Source organism: Spiractinospora alimapuensis (genome assembly GCF_018437505.1).
Classification (GTDB): domain Bacteria; phylum Actinomycetota; class Actinomycetes; order Streptosporangiales; family Streptosporangiaceae; genus Spiractinospora; species Spiractinospora alimapuensis.
Window position 1 is genome coordinate 5,730,839 of sequence record NZ_CP072467.1, and the last position, 17,919, is coordinate 5,748,757.

Consider the following 17,919-nt stretch of genomic DNA (forward strand, 5'->3'; position numbering starts at 1 on the left):
CCCGATGGGCCACGCCCCGGGGCTGTCTCCACAGCCGCCGGGGCTTGTTTTCGAACTGGCTTCAGCTTTCCATCTCCAACTTCCGACTGGCACGGAGTTCACTAACCAGGTAAATTCTCGGATATGGAGATCTGGATAGAGCTGAATCAGAGCTAGCTGGAGTTGCCATGGCCCCCGAAACTCCTGCCGCGCGACGCAGATTCGGCGCTCAGCTGCGCAAATACCGAGAACAAGCGGCCGTCTCCCAGTCCGCATTGGCACGAGACATCCCATTAGCGCAATCGATGCTCAGCGCTATCGAACTCGGAAAGAAGTCGACAAAAGAGCACATAGTTGCGCGAATCGACGAGGTTCTTAGAACCGGCGGAACCCTGCACCGCGCATGGCATAGTTACCGCCAGCTCGGAGGCCACGCCGACTGGTTCAAGGGAATCGTCCAACAGGAACAGAAGGCATCCGTCATCCGTGAGTACGGTCTTGCACTGGTTCCTGGTGTGCTCCAGACCCGGTCCTATGCCCGCACCGTCATCCGGGACGGGCGCCCGACAGATCTAGAAAAAGAGATCGACGAGCTGGTCAGCGCACGCATGGAACGTAAGGCACTCCTGGAGGCGGAACGACCTCCGCAACTGTGCACCGTTCTGGACGAGACCGTGCTGACACGCCCCGTAGGCGGGCATGCAACCATGAGGGAACAGCTGGAACATCTCTTGGACTCGTCCCTTAACGAGCGGATCACCATCCAGGTCGTCCCGTTCGATACACGACGCTGTCCAGGGCTATCGGGGCCATTTACGCTGATCACTACGCCTGGGGAACCTGAGATCCTTTATGCCGAGACACCCCTACGCGGCGAAGCTGTGGACGATCCCGAAACGGTATCCCAGTACAACCGACTGTTTGGTGCCCTCCAGGGCGTGGCGTACCCGCCAGACGAATCACGCGACAAGATGCATGAGATAAGGAAGTACTTTCAGTGAACGACACTGTCTACCGGTGGCACACATCGAGCTTCAGCAACGCCTCCGGAGGGAACTGCGTAGAAGTCGCCGAAGGCCCCCGCGCTGTCAACATCCGTGACACCCAGCATCGCCACCTCGGCCACCTCGCGGTCCCAGCGACGGAGTGGCGGGCGTTCCTGCATGCCGTGCGCAAGGACGAGCTGGACTAGCACCCGCCAGCGCGCGGTTTCCCCGCGCGCCCACCGGGCATCGTGCACAGCAACCCGCCCCTGGCAAGGCCCCTATACACGAACCCCGCCGGCACACAACAGCGTGCGGACCTAGCCACCTGAGGGGATGAGGGGATGAGCGGGACCCCTGTTAGTCTGTGCTGATGTCAGCGATCAGACGCTTCCAAGTGACCTTCGACTGTGCGGAACCCGTGCGCCTCGCGGCTTTCTGGTGCGAGGTGCTGGGGTACGTCGTCCCACCGGTCCCGGAGGGTTTTGCCACGTGGGAGGAGTACCAACACTCCCTGCCGCCTGAGGATGAGGTCTACTTCGCGTGTACTGATCCCTCCGGCGTGGGTTCACGCCTGCTCTTTCAGCGAGTTCCCGAAGGCAAGGTCGTCAAGAACCGGGTGCATCTGTGTGTGCGGGCCGGCGACGGGCTCGTGGGTGACGAGCGCCTGGCCACACTCGAGGCCGAATGCGCACGGCTGATGGCCCTCGGCGCGAAGCACGTGCTCACGCAGCGCGCCGATGACGTCAACGAGTCGTGCATCACGATGCAGGACGTCGAGGGCAACGAGTTCTGCCTCTCCTGAACCCTCCTCCAAGACCGCGAAATCGAGAGCCTCCTGCCGTGGGATCTCTCAGGTCCCGCACGAGGCAGGACCTGTTCCGTGAGAGCAGGGTTGCGTAGGCGGGCGATGCCGAGCATGGCGTGGTGGACACCGTCCACAACCCCCACCACCCGGGTTTCCCGAACGCTCACCGAACCACTCGCGGTTCGTCACGTGGTCGCCATGGTGCTGGACCGATCGGACTCTTGGGTTTCCGCACCTCGCTGGTGAGCTACCGCGCCGTTGACGTGGGTGGCGTGGACCGCGCGGTCGTCGGCGAGGAGGGCGAGCCTGAACAGGGCGTCCTGGATGTCCTTGTCTTGGGTTTGAGCCTTCGGCACCGGTGTGGCCTCTGGGTCTAGTTGTTGTGTCCCTGGAGGTTGGTGACCCGGTCTGTGGGTGGCGAGGCAGCCCCTCGGGTGGCGTGTCGACCCGCTGGCCGACCCGAACGCGACCGTCTCGCCGTCGTGTCACACGACGGCGAGACGGTGCACGCGTGGACGCGCGCTCTACGTTCCGGGGACGTACAGGCGGACGTCGTCGATGCTCGCCGAGCCCTCGTAGAAGTTCATGTGGGGTTGGCCGATCAGGAAGTAGTCGGGGTAGGCCGAGCCCTCCGGCCAGACGTCGTCGTCGACGTAGGTGCCGTTGGGGGAGGGGTACTCCCAGTCGGCGTTGTACTGGCCGTCGTACTCCTCCGACGTCTGGTTGTAGTGCCAGATGGGGTTCTCGCCGTCGTCGAAGGGCTGTTCGTAGCGCAGCGTCTGTTCGCCGACGTGGCGGAACTCGCCGCTGACCTCCAGGACGTAGGAGTCGTCGCGGCGTTCGACGGCGAACTGGTAGTCCCGGTCCGGCATGGCCTCCGGCATGAGGTCCACCTGGCTGACGATCCCCCCGCCGACCTCCGTGCCGCACTCGCTGGGCATGACGTACTCGGTGCCCGGCTGGTCGGCGTATCGGCGGTCGTCGGTCATGAACAGCATGTTCACGCCGTTTCCGCTGCCCCACTCGTAGGGCTGGAGCTCCCCGCTGTCGATGTCGCAGTAGCGCAGACCGTTGCCTGTGTACTCGTAGCGGTTGTAGCCGTCCATGACCACCTTGCGGTGGTTGTGGATGAACACGTTGTTGTGCGGCGCCGGCCGGTCGTAGTCCATGATCGACAGGAAGTAGAACCCGTTGGCGTCCGTGGTCACGTCGAACCACTCGCACTCGGGCCGTGAGAAGTCACCCGAGGCCGCCCACGGGAAGTTCGTCTTGCAGTCCGACGGTGTGTAGCCGTTCACCAGACCGTCGTAGTCCCACTCCCCGTCGCGCTGGCCACCGAAGTCGATGGTTCGCAGCGTCATCTCGACGCGGTACTCCTCGGGCAGCTCGTCGGTGGAGCGCAACACGACTCCACCGTCGTGCGCGGGACTGTCGAATAATCCGACGGCTTCGGACCCGGGCACGGAGTCCTGGGTGAAGGACGGCTCGGCGCTGCCCTCCCGCATGGCGAGTTCGGCGGTGAGCCATCCGTCGTCGCCCAGGGAGAACGAACGACGCTGGAGGTCGACGGTGTCGAGCTGGTCCTGGAAGTCCGCCCCGCCGACCGTCGCGAAGTACTCGCCGTCGTTGTCGTAGCCATCGACGTCGTAAGGACTCCCGGGACCGTCCTTGTCCGGGAACCATCCCGTGTCCCCCGACGGGTCGAAGGCGGAGAAGTCCTCCTCGTGCACCAGTTGCCAGCCCCCGGGCCGGTCCTCCGGTGGGTCGGCCTCCGGTGTGTCCGCCACCGCGGCGGTCGCCCCCAGTGGCGTCACCACCCCCACCACAGCGGCGAGGCCCATCCACCGTGCGACTCGAAACCCCATCGACTCCTCCGCTCCTTCGGCGTCAATGGCACAAGCCTGCATGGAAGCACCCCGGAGCGCTATGGGGGACCCACCCGAAATCCCTGTGTCAGAGGCGCCCCAAGGCTGCGTGGGGTGCGGCGGACCAGGCGTCCGCCGCACCCCACGAGTACCCGCTCACCGCCGGACGTCCCCCTCGTCCGGGATCCACGACTCCCACACCTCGGGGTTGTCCTCGACCCACTGCCCCGCGGCCTCCTCGGGATCCATGCCCTCGTCCGCTATGAGCTGCGCGACCGCGTTCTGGTCGTCGTTGGTCCACTGCCAGTTGTCCAGGAACTCGTACGCGGAGCCTCCGTCCTCCGTGAACCCGGCGCGGAAGATCTTGTTCAGGTCGTAGGCGGGGTAGCCGCACGGAACCTGGTCGGGATCAGCGTCGCACCCGTCCTCGTAGGGCGGCAGCTCCACCCGCACCAGGTCGAGCTCATGCAACAGCCACTGTGGGTCGTAGAAGTAGAAGAGCGCCGGCTCCTCGTTCGCGTATCGGTTACGCACCTCGGTGATCTGCGCGGCTTCGGACCCCGCGTACACGATCTCCAGATCCAGACCGAAGGCGTTGATCATGCCCTGGTCCTGGGTCACGAACGCGGGATCACCGCCCAGGAACTCGCCGCTCCCGCCCGTCTCGGCGGTCTGGAAGATCTCGATGTTCTCCTCGATCCCTTCCAGGGTGTCGATCCCGGGGTATCGATCGACGAGGTACCGCGGCACGTACCAGCCGATGTAGCCGTCGTTGCCGTTAGGGCCACCGTCCACGACGGTGCCGTTGCCCTCGGGCCCGTAGAGCTCCATCAGGTCCTCGTGGCCCCAGTTCTCCACGATCGCGTCGAGCACGCCCTGGTCCAACGCCTGCCACGACGGCTGCTCGTCGATCCGCATGAGTTGGACCTCGTAGCCCATCTCGTGCCTCAGCAGGTAGGCGAGGACCTCCGCGGACGCCTCGTAGCCGACCCACCCGTTCACCGCGATCCGCACCGTGTTGGGGTCCCGTGGCATGTCGGAGGTGCGCACCGCGCACGAGGAGACGAGCACCGCTGTCATCAGCACGGCGAGGGTCCTGGTCAGCACCCGTCCGATCGGTGTGTTACGCATCGCTCCTCCGTCCTTGGGTCACCCGGTCCAGGAACAGGCCCAGGCAGACGATGGCCAGGCCGGAGGCGAGACCGAGTCCGAGATCGTTCTGGGCGAGGCCGAACACCACGTCGTAGCCGAGTGACCCGGCGCCGACCAGTGCTCCCATCACCACCATCGCGAGGACCATCATGATCCCCTGGTTCACCGCGAGCAGCAGGGACGGCCGGGCCAACGGCAGTTGCACCTTGGTCAGAACCTGCCACCGGGTCGACCCCTGGGAGGTCGCGGCCTCCACGGCCGCCACGGACACCCCGCGGAGACCGTCGTTGACGAGCCGGATCACCGGAGGCAACGCGAAGATGAACGCGGCGGCCAACGCGGGGATCCGGCCGATACCGAACAAGGCCACGGCCGGAATCAGGTACACGAACGGCGGCAGTGTCTGCATGGCGTCCAGGATCGGACGCAGGACCGCGGCGAGTCCGTCACTGCGTGCGGCCAGGACGCCCACGACGACTCCGACGGCGATGGTGATCGCGGCGGCGACCAACACCTGTGCCAGCGTGTTCATGCTGTTCTCCCACACGCCGAGCAACCCCGTCGTGAGGAGTGCCAGAGCGGAGGTCAGCGCGACCCGCCGACCGCCGAATATCCACCCGATCGCGGCGGCGACGAGGACCACCACGGGCCACGGCGTGCCGGTGAGCAGTGCGGTCAGCGGGTTCAGGACCCCGTGCAGGAGAACGTCTCCGCCGATCGACGCGATCCCGCCGATCGAGGCCTGGAGGCCCGCCTCCAGGGAGTTGACCGGTCCGACGATGCTCACGGTCACGGCGTCGGGCCAGTTGGCGACGCCCGCGAGACGGGCGAGGAGCACGACGACCACAACGGCGAGTGCGCCCGCGCCGAGAACCGGCAGCCGAAGCCGTCGGGGGATCTCCGGAGCGTGTTCGCCGTGGCCGGCGGCTCCGGTCACCCGGTCCATCGCGATGGCGAGCATGACGATGGCCAGCCCCGCCTCGAACGCCTGACCCACGTTGACCTTGGCCAGGGCCTGGTAGATCGCGTCCCCCAGTCCTCCAGCACCGATCACCGAGGCGATGACGACCATGGAGACGGCGAGCATGATGGTCTGGTTGACGCCCAACAGGATGGTGCGTTTGGCCATCGGGAGGCGCACCTTGGTGAGAAGCTGCCAGGGCGTGGAGCCCAGGGAGGTCGTGGCCTCGATCGCGCCCTGGTCGACGCCGCGGATGGCCATCGCGGTGATCCGGACCACCGGCGGCATCGCGTACACGGTGGTCACCACGGCCGCCGCCGGGTTGCTGATACCGAACATCAGCACGAACGGCAGCAGATAGGCGAACGCCGGCATGATCTGCATGAAGTCCAGCACCGGCCGCACCGCCGCGTGGACACGGTCGCTCTGGCCGGCCCACACTCCCAGCGGGATCCCGATGACCAGAGCGATCAGCACCGACGTGATGATCAGGGACAGCGTGGTCATCGCTTCGTACCACAGCCCGGTGAGCCCGAACACGGCGAACGCCGCGAGTACGACCAGGGTGACGCGCCAGCCCGCGACCCGCCACGTGGCGAGAGCGCCCAGCAGGACGACGCCCGGCCAGGTGAGAAGAACCAGCGCCTGGGTGATGACGACGACGGCGGTACCGAGGCCCACCGAGACGTAGTTGAACCCATAGACGAACAACGGGCTGTTGTTACGGTTGGTCACCACCCACTCGTAGACGGAGTCCAGGCGGGCCATCAGTGCCTGTCCGAAGGCGTCGGGGAACGGGCCGAGCCACGCGGGCACGTTCAGGACCCGGCTGACCAGGAAGCCGACGACGAGCAGGCCGAGGACGGCGCCGAGTCGCGCCCAGTCGCCGCTGAACGGGGACCGCCGTCGGGGCGCCGGGACCGCGTGGCCCGGTCCGGACCGGATGGAAGGGATGGTCGTGGTGGTCGCCATGTCAGCCCCCCACCGTGGGGCCGGCGCCCCCCGTGTGGGTCCCGCCGGCCTTGCCGACGTCGTCGGACTGGTCCTCGGCGATCGCCCGAAGGACGTCGTCACGACCCACGTAACCGAGGAGTCGGTCACCGTCCACGACCCGTACCGGCGCGGTGCTGTCGGCCAGTACCGGCACGATGTCGGACACCAGGGCGTCGGGGGAGGCGACGGGGCCGTCCAGGGCCTCGGACTCGAAGGCGGCGCGCATCAGCCACCGCACGGTGAGAACGGTGGTGCGCGCCACGTCCGAGGTGAAGTCCCGGACGTAGTCGTCGGCGGGACTGCCCACCACCTGCTCCGGGGTCCCCACCTGCACGATCTCTCCGTCGCGCATGATGGCGATGCGGTCGCCCAGTTTGAGCGCCTCGGAGAGGTCGTGGGTGATGAAGACGGAGGTCTTGTTCAACTCACGCTGCAGCCGGCAGACCTCCTGCTGCATGTCCCGGCGGATCAGGGGGTCGAGGGCACTGAACGGTTCGTCGAAGAGCAGCACCTCGGGGTCGACGGCCAGCGCCCGGGCGAGCCCGACGCGTTGCTGCATCCCACCACTGAGCTGGGACGGTCGGGCGTCCTCATAGCCGCTGAGCCCGACCATCTCGATCATCTCCCGGGCCCGGCCGTAGCGCCGCTCCCGTTCCTCGCCCCGCACCTCGAGACCGTAGGCCACGTTGTCGAGGATGGTGCGGTGGGGAAGCAGACCGAAGTGCTGGAACACCATCGCCATCGTGTGGCGACGCAGCTCCCGCAGCTCCTGGGCGCTCGCGCCCTTCACGTCGGTGCCGTCGAGCAGCACCTGACCACTGGTTGGCTCGATGAGTCGGGTCAGGCAGCGCACCAGGGTGGACTTGCCTGAGCCGGACAGGCCCATCACCACGAAGATCTCGCCCGGTCGCACGTCGAAGGAGACGTCACGGACGGCCACGGTGCATCCCGTTCGCTCACGGATGCCGTCGCGGTCGAGGGATTCGTACTGACCGCCGATGATGGAGTCCGCGTCGCGGCCGAAGATCTTCCACAGGCCGCGAACGGAGATCTTCGGATCGGCGTCACCATGGGCGCGGGGGTCTCCCGCTGGTTCGTTCGATTCAGTTGTCATGGAGTTCATGCGGAATTTCCTCCGAGTGGTCGCCCGTCCGCACGGGCGACCGGCTGTTGACGTGGTGCGAGTCGTCAGCGATCGCCGCGGATGAGATCCGCCGCGCGCTCACCGATGGTCAGCACCGTGACCATCGGATTTGGTGACGGCATCGTCGGGAACACCGACGCGTCGGCGACGCGCAGTCCCTGGAGGCCGCGAACCTTCAACGTGGGGTCGACAACCGCCGTGGGGTCGTCGACCGCCCCCATCCGGCACGTCCCGGCGGGGTGGTAGACCGTGTGCGCCGCGCGTCGCCCGTATTCCGACAGGCCCTCGTCTGTGGTGACGTCCGGGCCCGGAGCGACCTCGCGTTCGATCCAGGACCGGAACGGCTCGGTGGCCGCGATGTCCCGCGCGATGCGCAGCCCGTCGACGATCGTCCGCGCGTCGTAGCCCTCCGGGTCGGAGAAGTAGCGGAAGTCCAGCGCGGGTTTCACGCTGGGGTCGGCGCTCGTCAGCCACAGCTTCCCGCGGGAGCGGGACCGCGGGATGTTCGGAGTCATGCAGATCGCGTTGCGCGGTCCGGGCGAGTCGTAGCCCAGACGGGCGGTGTTGTCGTCGAACGGCACCTGGTAGATGTGGAACATCAGGTCCGGTCGAGGGTCACTGTCGTCGCGGCGGACGAAGAGGCCGCCGTCGGAGTCCATCACCGAACGTTCGGGAACCGGTCGGTTGGTCTCCCACATGATGATCGACTCGGGGTGGTCGAGCAGGTTCTCGCCGACGCCCGGAAGGTCGTGTCGGGGCTCGACGCCTACCCGCCGCAGTTCCTCGGCGGGGCCGACGCCGGACAGCAGCAGCAGGCGTGGTGTGTCGATCGCGCCCGCGCTGAGGATGACCTCGCGGGTGGCGCGCACCGTCGTCCGCTCTCCGGACGGGAGCCGGACCTCGACACCGGTGGCACGGTCGCCGTCGAGGACCAGCCGGTCCGCCCACGTCTCCAGCATCAGCGTCAGGTTCGCGCGCTCACCCATGATCGGGTGCAGGTACGCGACCGATGCGGAGGAACGGTTTCCCGTGTGCGGGTCGTAGGCGATCGAAAGGAACCCGACGCCCTCGCTGAAGCCCCCGCCGTGGGAGGTCAAGGCGTTGAAGTCCTCGACCACGGGAACACCGGTCGCCTTCCTCGACGACTCGATCCAGTCCTTGACGATCTCGTTGCGGTCGTGCGGGGCCACGGGAACGATGTTGCACTTGACGCGGTCGGCATAGGCCTGCACCGTGGCGTTGTCCCACCCCTCGGCGCCGGCCGCGACCCAGTCGTCGAGGTCCTGGGGGAAGGGCCGGAAACTGATCAGGGTGTTGTGGGAGGAGCAACCGCCGAGGACACGGGCCCGGGAGTGGCGGATGTGGGAGTTGCCGTGTGGCTGTTCGACGGTCGGATAGTCGTAGTCGAGGTCACCGCCGAGCAGGCCGAGCCAGTTCCGGAGCTTGAGGACCCGTTCCTGGCCCACGTCGGAGGGGCCGCCCTCGATCACGCACACGCGTGTCGTGGGGTCCTCGGTAAGCCGGTTGGCGATCACCGAGCCGGCGGTGCCCCCACCGACGATCACGTAGTCGAAGGTGGTGTCCGCTGAGGTCACGGAGTTCTCCTTTCGGGGCGGGACACCGTGGGGTGTCCACGCCGTGGGGACGTGCGAACAGGGGAGTGGGGCGGCGCGCGTCGGCCGCGCGTCGCGCGGACCGTCGCCATGAAGGCGGCGCGCCAGGGGGTATGGGCACGGTCACGGACGGCGGTGCGAGGACGAACCCCGCGCGCACGTGGTTACCCGAACCAGCGCTGTGGTCGCGGGTCCAGGTTGCGGTAGATGTGCTTGGCCTCGCGGTACTCGTCCAGCCCCGCGGGGCCCAGTTCACGGCCGACGCCGGAGCGCTTGAAGCCGCCCCACTCGGCGCCGGGGAAGTAGGGACCGTAGTCGTTGATCCAGACGGTTCCGTGCCGCAGGCGGGCGGCGACCCGGTCGCCCCGCCCGGTGTCGTTGGTCCACACCGCTCCGGACAGTCCGTAGTCGGTGTCGTTGCCGAGCTCGACGGCCTCCTCCTCGGTCCGGAACCGTTCCACGGTCACCACGGGGCCGAACACCTCGGTCCGCACGACGTCCATCGACCGGTCGCAGTCCACGAAGACCGTGGGGCGGAAGAAGTAGCCGTCGGCGAGGTCGGGGTCGTCCGGGCGGGACCCGCCGGCGATGATCCGCGCCCCTTCCTCCACACCGCGCGCCACGGCGGCCTCCACCTTGGCGCGGTGCTCCGCGGAGACCAGGGGCCCACTGCGCACGCCCTCGGCCTGACCGCACCCGATGGTGATGGCGTCGGCGCGGCGCGCCAGTTCGTCCACGAACGCGTCGTGGATGTCCTCGTGCACGATGAGCCGCGCACCGGCCGAGCACACCTGGCCGGAGTGGAAGAACGCGGCGTTGAGCGCGTAGTCGACCGCCGTGTCGAGGTCGACGTCGGGAAAGATGATGTTGGGGTTCTTGCCACCGAGCTCCAGGGCGACCTTCTTCACGGTCTTCGCCGCGCTCGCCATGATGCGCCGGCCGGTGGCCAAGCCACCGGTGAACGACACCAGGTCCACGTCCGGGCTCTCGACCATCGCCAAGCCCACGTCGGCCCCCGCGCCGAGCACGAGGTTCACGACCCCGGACGGGACACCCGCCTCGACGGCGAGCTCCACCAACTTGCAGGTCGTGACCGGGGTGATCTCACTGGGTTTGATGACCATCGTGGCGCCGGCGGCGATCGCGGGGGCCATCTTCCACGACAGTTGCAGCAGCGGGTAGTTCCACGGCGTGATCATCGCGCAGACGCCGACCGGTTCGTAGACGACGCGACTGTGGACGCCCTCGGGAGCGGACACGACCCGCCCCGCGTCCTTGTCGGCGAGGCCCGCGTAGTAGCGGAACACCGCGGTGACGTCGTCGACGTCGATTCGTCCCTCCTCGACGGTCTTCCCGGTGTCGAGGGACTCCATGACCGCGATCTCCTCACGGTCGCGCTGGAGCGTGTCGGCGATGTGGTGGAGGATCCGCCCGCGTTCGCTCGTGGGACGCCGTGCCCAGTCGCCGTCGTCGAAGGCGCTCCTGGCCGCCGCCACCGCGGACGCGACGTCGACGGCGCTCGCCTCGCTCACGACCGCGAGGTCGGAGCCGTCGTAGGGGTTGACGACGGTGCGGACCGCGCCGTCGACGGCGTCACGCCAGGTGCCGTCGACGAAGAGGCTCGTCGCCCTCGTGGCCCCCGGAGCGGCGAGATACCGCTTCGCGGGCAGAGTCGTGTGTGACAGTTCAGTTTTGGGTTGCATCACCGATAATCCTGCCCCAGTCGTAGGTAACAGTCCGCACGTGACGCCCGCCGTTCTACCGACCGTAGCAGAGGTCCGTTCCTTTGCTGTGAATCCACTTCTGCGTCAGATGTGTGGCCGGCCGCGGATCGACGCGCGCATAGGCGCTTGCCGGATGGCGGTGAGACGGGTCACGTCCCGCTCGTGCTGCGGAATTCTTCCGTCTTATCATGCCGGGCGGCGGGGGAGACGGGCGTGGAGGCGCGGTTTGGCGGGGCCCGTAGCATACGAACGACGGTGCGGGCGTACGGGGCTCTCTGTGCTGCTCACAATGCTTGGAGGTCGCTGTTCTCGCGTGGTTGGCGGCGAGTGTGAAGCGGTCGGGAGTTGGGTTCGGTGTTTCGCTATTCGGCACTGGTTGCGATTCTCGTGCGGTATAGAATCTTTCTATGTGAACCAGTGGATATCAATATGGCTCGTGTTATCGCCGATGTTGATTTCAAGATCATTCGCTGTGATGATCGGCCACTGTGAATGGTGCGGCGTGCCTGGATTTCTTGGGTGGTCGCGTGTGTTTCATCTCTCGAGATGAGGTGGAAATGGAAACTCTGGTCGTGTCAGGCCTGGGGGTGGGTTCCGAGTTATCGGCGCCCCCGAATTGTTCCCGAACGGATGGGATATCTGAATATGGATTCGATGCGGCGCCGGACGCTCACCGGTTCCTCCGCTGTGCTCTGCCTGGTGATGGCCGCGGGATGTGGCGCCCAGTCTGAGGACGGTTTGGCGTCCGAGGAGGAGTCGACGGAGAGTCAGGTCATCACCCTGGTCGAGCAGCCGTGGGAAGACCTCATGGTGGAGAACCAGATCGTCAGTCAGATCCTCGGCGCGGCGGGCTACACGGTGGAGGTCGAGGAGCTCACCGTTCCGATCGGCGCGCAGTCCCTCGCCCAGGGAGACGCCGACGCCTACCTCGGCAACTGGTGGCCCAGCCAGGAGGACACCTTCGGCGCCTTCATCGACGACGGCGATGTCGAGGTCCTCTCCACGCTCGTGGACGGAGTGGCCTACGAACCCGCCGTGCCGGCCTATGTGGCCGAGGAGTACGACATCTCCTCGCTCGCCGACCTCGCGCGACACGCTGAGGAGTTCGAGGGCGAGTTCCTGGGGATCGAGGCCGGGACGCCCGGCAACGACTCCATTCTGGACATGATCGACGAAGACGCCTATGGACTGGGCGACTGGGAGCTGGTCGAGTCCGGAACACCGGCGATGCTGGCTGAGGTCGAGCGGCGGGCGAGTGAGGATCTGCCGGTCGTCTTCCTCGCCTGGGAGCCGCACTGGATGAACATCGAGTGGGACCTCGTCTACTTGGAGGACCCCGAAGAGGCGTGGCCGGGCGCGGGCGAGATCCGCGTCGCCACCCGCGCGGGGTTCGAGGAGGACAGTCCCAACGTGGCGCGTCTGCTCTCGCGGATGGAGATCGACGGTGACACCGCGTCGGACTGGATCTTCCGGGTGAGCCAGGACGGCGAGGACCCCGGTGACATCGCCGCCGAGTGGATCGCCGAGAACCCCGACGAGGTCAGCGCGTGGCTGGACGGCGTCGAGACGGTGGACGGCGACCCCGCCGAGTTGCCGGAGTGATCGAGGTCCGGCGGGGGAGCGTCACCACGCTCCTCCGCCGGCCACCCCGCGACCGGACGGCCGACACCGAGCGAGCCGCCCTCGGCCGCCGACCGGCGGCCGGAGACGAACGAGGAGAGACGCGATGAGCGACACGCACCGCGACCGGCGCACACTGCCGATCGCCGACGAGCGGCAGCCGGCCGCCACGTCGATCGACGTGCACGAGCAGGACCCTCCGCACGAACCGGTACGGCCGTTGCGGCCCCCGAACGGCGCGCCCAACGTGGTCCTCGTCCTCCTCGACGACATGGGCTTCGGGGCGCCGAGCGCGTTCGGCGGGCCATGTCAGACGCCCGCCGCCGACCGGCTCGCCGCCGGGGGACTGCGTTACACCCGATTCCACGTCACCGCGATCTGTTCTCCCACCCGCCAGTCGCTGCTCACCGGGCGGAACCACCACTCGGTGGGCATGGGCGTGACGACGGAGATGGCGAGCGCGGCGCCGGGTTACTCGGGGATTCGTCCCCGCAGCGCGGCCACCCTGGCCCAGACGCTCCGAGGCAACGGCTACAACACGGCCGCCTTCGGCAAGTGGCACCAGACGCCCGCACGTGACGTGAGTCCCGCCGGCCCCTTCGACCGTTGGCCGACGGGGGAGGGGTTCGAGAAGTTCTACGGATTCCTCTGCGCGGAGATGAACCACTGGTACCCCGTCCTGTTCGATGGGACCGCGCCGTTCGAGCCGGAGCGCCGCCCCGAGGACGGCTACCACCTGTCCGAGGACCTGGTGGACCAGGCGATCGAGTGGGTCGACACCCAACGCACCCTCAAACCCGACGTCCCGTTCTTGGTCTACCTGCCGTTCGGCGCCACCCACGCGCCTTACCACGTGCCGCGCGAGTACCGGGACAAGTATCGGGGCGCGTTCGACCACGGCTGGGACCAGCAGCGGGAGATCACCCTCCGCAAGCAGAAGGACCTCGGTGTCATCCCGCCCGACGCCGAACTCGCGCCGTGGGCGGAGGGCGTCCCGCACTGGGACGAGCTCTCCGACGCCGAACGCCGGTCCTCGGCGGCGCTGATGGAGCTCTACGCCGGATTCGCCGAACACACCGACGTCCAGGTCGGGCGCCTCGTCGACGCCCTGGAGGCGAACGGCTCACTGGACGACACCCTGTTCATCTACATCCTCGGCGACAACGGGGCCTCGGGGGAGGGTGGCCTGGGCGGCACGCTCAACGAGCACCGATTCGCCAGCGGGATCCCCGACTCCGCGGAGTTCATCAATGCCCACGCCGAGGCGCTCGGCGACGAGACCACCCACGCGCACTATCCGGTCGGGTGGGCGCTGGCGATGAACACGCCCTACCAGTGGACCAAACAGGTCGCCTCCCACTTCGGTGGGACGCGCGACGGGATGATCGTGCACTGGCCGAACGGGATCTCGGAGCGTGGCGGGCTGCGCCACCAGTTCCACCACGTGATCGACGTGGTGCCCACGATCCTGGAAGCCGCCGGTATCCCGGAGCCGACCAGCGTGGACGGCGTCGCACAGCAGCCCATCGAGGGCACCAGCATGCTCTACAGCTTCGACGCCCCTGAGGCCCCCGACCGTCACCGCCTCCAGTACTTCGAGATGGTCGGTAACCGTGGCATCTACCACGACGGCTGGATGGCGGTCACCCGACACGGCACTCCGTGGGAGATGGTGAGCACCGGACGCCGGTACTTCGACGACGACGTGTGGGAGCTGTACGACACCAACGTCGACTGGACCCAGGCCCGCGACATCTCCGCCGAACACCCCGGCAAGCTCCACCAGCTCCAACAGCTCTTCCTCACCGAGGCCGCGCGCTACAACGTCTTCCCGCTGGACGACCGGATGACCGAACGCGAGAACCCGCGGGAGGCCGGTCGACTGGACCTGTTCGGGGACCGTCGTACGGTGACGTTCCACGGGCCGGGTCTGCGGCTCACCGAGGAGACGGCGCCGAACGTGAAGAACCGCTCACACACGCTCACCGCCCACGTCGAGGTCCCACGCGGAGGCGGCGAAGGGGTGCTGGTGGCCCAGGGGGGACGGTTCGGCGGCTGGTCACTGTACGTGCACGAGGGGTGCCCCCGGTACGCCTACAACTACTTCGGGCTGCACGTACACACCGTGGCGAGCGGGGAACGCCTGTCGCCCGGTGAACACGAGATCCAGATGGCCTTCGCCTACGACGGTGGCGGAGTGGGCCAGGGGGGAACCGCCACCCTGCTGGTCGACGGGGAGAAGGTCGCGGAGGGGCGCGTGGACGCCACGATCCCCTACTACTTCGCCTTCGACGAGACCTTCGACCTGGGCGTCGACCGAGCGTCTCCGGTCACCGACGACTACCGCACCGCCGACAACGAGTTCACCGGCACGCTGCGCTGGCTTCGGGTCGACCTCGGCGACGACCTGTGCAGCTCCAGCCAGAACGAGGACGAACGTGCACGATTCCGCGCCGCGCATGACTGAGGCCCGCCCCGGATGCTGCGCCCCGTCGGCGGGACGCGAGTCGACGTCGACGCCCGACCCGCCCGATCTCACTCCCGCCGGGGACGCGGCCAGGTCCAGTGTCGACCTGCCCACGATGGTGTCCCTCGCCGGAGGGGAGTTCCTCATGGGCAGTGAGGACGAGCGCGCCTATCCCGACGACGGAGAGGGGCCGGTTCGTCGTGAGGTCCTCGAACCGTTCCGGATCAGCGCCACGGCCGTCACCAACGCCCAGTTCGCCGCGTTCGTCACCGCCACCGGCCACCGGACCGACGCCGAGCGCTACGGCTGGTCCTTCGTGTTCGGCGGACTTCTTCCCGACGACTTCCCACCCACCCGAGGCGTGGTGAACGCCCCCTGGTGGCGCCAGGTCGAGGGCGCGGACTGGCGCCACCCAGCCGGGCCCTTCTCCGACGTGGACCGCGACGGCCTCGGCGACCATCCGGTGGTTCACGTCTCCTGGTCCGACGCGGCCGCGTACTGCGTCTGGGCGGGACTGCGGCTACCGACCGAGCGGGAGTGGGAGTTCGCGGCGCGCGGAGGTCTGGAAGGCCAGGCCTTTCCCTGGGGTGACGAGCTCGAACCCGGGGGAGAGCACCGGATGAACGTGTGGCAGGGGGTGTTCCCCCAGCAGAACACCGAGTCCGACGGCTGGTACGGCACCTGCCCCGCGCACGAGTACCCACCCAACGGTTTCGGGCTGTACAACATGACCGGCAACGTGTGGGAGTGGTGTCAGGACCGCTTCGAGGCGGGCCCACCCACGGCGGGCACCCGCCGCAGCGCCCGTGGCGGTTCCTACCTCTGCCATGACTCCTACTGTCGCCGATACCGTGTCAGCGCCCGCCAGGGGATCACCCCCGACTCCTCCATGGGCAACACCGGGTTCCGCTGCGCGGGGGACACCTGAACATGGTCACGGGGTGGTGGGTGGCGTCGGGCGCCCACCACCCGTGACGGAGGCGCTTCGCCCACCGTCCGCCTGGCACCCCATGGGTGGTCGGGCGCCAGCCCGGACGGGGAGCGCCCCTACTCGGCGGGTCCGTCGGCCCGTGACCGACGGACCCGGCACTGGGGAGCCCGCCTCCCGTGCTTGGCCGCCCGCCCGCGCCGTACTCCAAGGCATCCTCCGCCGACTGTGATGAAGCCCGACCCACCAGCCACGCGCACCTCCCGTCGGGGCGGGCGGGATTCGAAGCGGAGGCGTACCCGCGCCGCTGACGATCTGTGGGGACGCCGACCGGCCGCGGGTTCGAGCGGCTAGTGGCGCCACGCCCCAGGGGATCGGGGGGCCACACTTATCCACCCGGGGAGGGGTGGTTTGACGGTGTCGCCGTGCAGGGGTGCGTCGAGAAGTCGTCGCCTGTCCCGCACCGTCCGCGCGATCGACCTCCTCGGCACACGGTTCCCGGGCACTGTCCGGCTGCCCGTCACCGCCCATGCCGTGCTCGCCTCGCCGATGGTCCGCCGGGCCCGGTCGCGTATGAGAGGCGTGAGCGTCGGACGGATCAGGCCGGGTGGGCGCTGTCGTCGGTGTCGTCCGCCGGTGGCCAGGCCGACACGAGGTCGACGAAGGCCTGGGCCGCGGGTGACAACGGGCCCGGCGGCCAGACGAGCACACCGCGCCGGGCGAGGGGCGGGTCGAGGCGGACGACGACGGCGCCGAGTTCCGCCGCCTCCATCGCGAGGCGGCGGGGCAGCAGAGTCGCGCCGGCGCCGGCGATCACCAAGGGGATGATCGCGGCGCGGTGCGTGGTCTCCACCGCGATTCGCGGCGAGGTGCCGGTGAGCGCGAGCGCCCTGTCCAGCGCACTGCGGGTGGTGGTGCCGTGCGGGGTCGTGACCAGGTCGAGCTCGGCGAGCGTGCTGAGTGGTAGCGGGTCCTCCGGTGGGGCGGCGGAGGGTGGGAGGACGGCGAGGACCTCCTGCCGCGGAAGGTCGAGCACCCGCATACCGGCGGTGGGGATGCCGTGTTCGGTGAACCCGACCTCGCACTGCCCACGGCGGACCAGGTCGACGGTCGCCGCCGCGCTCTCCGCGTCGAGGATGCGGAACTCCACTCCGGGATGTTGGTTCCGGAACGCGCCCACGTAGGAGGCGAGCGGGTCGACCGCCAGGGTCGTGACGGCGGAGATGTCGAGCCGCCCGGAGACCAGGCCCGCCACCCGCTGCGCGGCCGTCTGCACCCGCATGAAGTCGTGCAACACCTGACGGGCCGGCCCCAGCAGAGCCTCGCCCACGGGGGTCAGCACCACCCCGCGGCCGATGCGGCGGAACAGGGGGGATCCCACCTCCCGCTCCAGGACCCCGATCGCGTAGGACAGTGAGGGCTGGGCGACGTGCAGGGAGTTGGCGGCACTGGTGATGCTGCCGTGGCTCGCGACCGCGAGGAAGTACTCCAGATGCTTACGTTCCACGCGGCCTTCCTCACGATCGGGATGCGGGCGAACCGCATCGCACGCGCCGTCCGTTCTCCGCACCGCCCACGCTCGATCACGAGCACGCCCAGGTCCGGGCGCTGTCGTGTCCGGACACGGCGAAACATACCTGATGGTCGGGCCGCTGAGGGACGCTGCCGCGTGGTGTCGACTC

Annotated in this window: 14 protein-coding genes; 6 read left to right on the forward strand and 8 right to left on the reverse strand. The window is 68.3% G+C overall.

The genetic code is table 11. The annotated features are described in order from the left end of the window. The first annotated feature begins 167 nt into the window (after positions 1–167). The 3 genes from J4H86_RS26575 to J4H86_RS26585 all read left to right on the forward strand — a co-directional run bounded on the left by J4H86_RS26575 (position 168) and on the right by J4H86_RS26585 (position 1,767). Entirely contained in the window at positions 168–980 is an 813-nt protein-coding gene (locus J4H86_RS26575; protein ID WP_236541040.1) for a helix-turn-helix domain-containing protein, read from the forward strand. Next, complete coding sequence (locus J4H86_RS26580) at positions 977–1,171, forward strand: DUF397 domain-containing protein (protein WP_236541041.1); 195 nt, start codon at positions 977–979, stop codon at positions 1,169–1,171. The genes J4H86_RS26575 and J4H86_RS26580 overlap by 4 nt, the downstream gene beginning before the upstream one ends. A 164-nt stretch (positions 1,172–1,335) precedes the next feature. After that, positions 1,336–1,767, forward strand: coding sequence for a VOC family protein (locus tag J4H86_RS26585; protein ID WP_236541042.1), 432 nt, complete (start codon positions 1,336–1,338; stop codon positions 1,765–1,767). 188 nt (positions 1,768–1,955) lie between these two features. On the opposite strand, the gene J4H86_RS26590 is transcribed toward J4H86_RS26585, so the two are convergent. The 7 genes from J4H86_RS26590 to J4H86_RS26620 form a co-directional block, all read right to left on the reverse strand. After that, entirely contained in the window at positions 1,956–2,126 is a 171-nt protein-coding gene (locus tag J4H86_RS26590) for a hypothetical protein (protein WP_236541043.1), read from the reverse strand. Between the two features lie 168 nt (positions 2,127–2,294). Continuing rightward, a complete protein-coding gene (locus J4H86_RS26595; protein WP_236541044.1) occupies positions 2,295–3,635 on the reverse strand; it encodes a hypothetical protein in 1,341 nt (446 codons plus the stop codon). Positions 3,636–3,791: 156 nt separating this feature from the next. Further along, entirely contained in the window at positions 3,792–4,766 is a 975-nt protein-coding gene (locus J4H86_RS26600; RefSeq protein WP_236541045.1) for an ABC transporter substrate-binding protein, read from the reverse strand. After that, positions 4,759–6,720 carry an ABC transporter permease gene (locus J4H86_RS26605; protein WP_236541046.1) on the reverse strand — a complete coding sequence of 654 codons (1,962 nt, stop codon included), beginning with the start codon at positions 6,718–6,720 and terminating at the stop codon, positions 4,759–4,761. The genes J4H86_RS26600 and J4H86_RS26605 overlap by 8 nt, the downstream gene beginning before the upstream one ends. Before the next feature lies 1 nt (position 6,721). Beyond that, positions 6,722–7,855, reverse strand: a complete 1,134-nt coding sequence (locus J4H86_RS26610; RefSeq protein ID WP_394356423.1) for a quaternary amine ABC transporter ATP-binding protein — start codon at positions 7,853–7,855, stop codon at positions 6,722–6,724. 74 nt (positions 7,856–7,929) lie between these two features. Then, positions 7,930–9,480 carry a GMC family oxidoreductase gene (locus J4H86_RS26615; protein WP_236541048.1) on the reverse strand — a complete coding sequence of 517 codons (1,551 nt, stop codon included), beginning with the start codon at positions 9,478–9,480 and terminating at the stop codon, positions 7,930–7,932. 182 nt (positions 9,481–9,662) lie between these two features. After that, complete coding sequence (locus J4H86_RS26620; protein WP_236541049.1) at positions 9,663–11,201, reverse strand: aldehyde dehydrogenase family protein; 1,539 nt, start codon at positions 11,199–11,201, stop codon at positions 9,663–9,665. A 675-nt stretch (positions 11,202–11,876) separates the two neighbouring features. On the opposite strand from J4H86_RS26620, the gene J4H86_RS26625 reads away from it, so the two are divergent. The 3 genes from J4H86_RS26625 to J4H86_RS26635 all read left to right on the forward strand — a co-directional run bounded on the left by J4H86_RS26625 (position 11,877) and on the right by J4H86_RS26635 (position 16,237). Next, complete coding sequence (locus tag J4H86_RS26625) at positions 11,877–12,824, forward strand: ABC transporter substrate-binding protein (protein ID WP_236541050.1); 948 nt, start codon at positions 11,877–11,879, stop codon at positions 12,822–12,824. Between the two features lie 124 nt (positions 12,825–12,948). After that, positions 12,949–15,309, forward strand: a complete 2,361-nt coding sequence (locus tag J4H86_RS26630; protein WP_236541051.1) for an arylsulfatase — start codon at positions 12,949–12,951, stop codon at positions 15,307–15,309. Continuing rightward, positions 15,302–16,237 carry a formylglycine-generating enzyme family protein gene (locus J4H86_RS26635; protein WP_330932459.1) on the forward strand — a complete coding sequence of 312 codons (936 nt, stop codon included), beginning with the start codon at positions 15,302–15,304 and terminating at the stop codon, positions 16,235–16,237. Before J4H86_RS26630 ends, J4H86_RS26635 begins: the two co-directional genes overlap by 8 nt. 598 nt (positions 16,238–16,835) lie before the next feature. On the opposite strand, the gene J4H86_RS26640 is transcribed toward J4H86_RS26635, so the two are convergent. Next, on the reverse strand, positions 16,836–17,744 hold the full coding sequence (locus J4H86_RS26640; protein WP_236541052.1) for a LysR family transcriptional regulator: 909 nt from the start codon (positions 17,742–17,744) through the stop codon (positions 16,836–16,838). Positions 17,745–17,919: the final 175 nt, after the last annotated feature.

Coding starts and splice junctions, on each gene's coding strand:
- J4H86_RS26575 (WP_236541040.1), top strand. CDS start 168: ATGGCCCCCGAAACTCCTGCCGCGCGACGCAGATTCGGCGCTCAGCTG.
- J4H86_RS26585 (WP_236541042.1), top strand. CDS start 1,336: ATGTCAGCGATCAGACGCTTCCAAGTGACCTTCGACTGTGCGGAACCC.
- J4H86_RS26595 (WP_236541044.1), bottom strand. CDS start 3,635: ATGGGGTTTCGAGTCGCACGGTGGATGGGCCTCGCCGCTGTGGTGGGG.
- J4H86_RS26600 (WP_236541045.1), bottom strand. CDS start 4,766: ATGCGTAACACACCGATCGGACGGGTGCTGACCAGGACCCTCGCCGTG.
- J4H86_RS26605 (WP_236541046.1), bottom strand. CDS start 6,720: ATGGCGACCACCACGACCATCCCTTCCATCCGGTCCGGACCGGGCCAC.
- J4H86_RS26610 (WP_394356423.1), bottom strand. CDS start 7,855: ATGACAACTGAATCGAACGAACCAGCGGGAGACCCCCGCGCCCATGGT.
- J4H86_RS26620 (WP_236541049.1), bottom strand. CDS start 11,201: ATGCAACCCAAAACTGAACTGTCACACACGACTCTGCCCGCGAAGCGG.
- J4H86_RS26625 (WP_236541050.1), top strand. CDS start 11,877: ATGCGGCGCCGGACGCTCACCGGTTCCTCCGCTGTGCTCTGCCTGGTG.
- J4H86_RS26630 (WP_236541051.1), top strand. CDS start 12,949: ATGAGCGACACGCACCGCGACCGGCGCACACTGCCGATCGCCGACGAG.
- J4H86_RS26635 (WP_330932459.1), top strand. CDS start 15,302: ATGACTGAGGCCCGCCCCGGATGCTGCGCCCCGTCGGCGGGACGCGAG.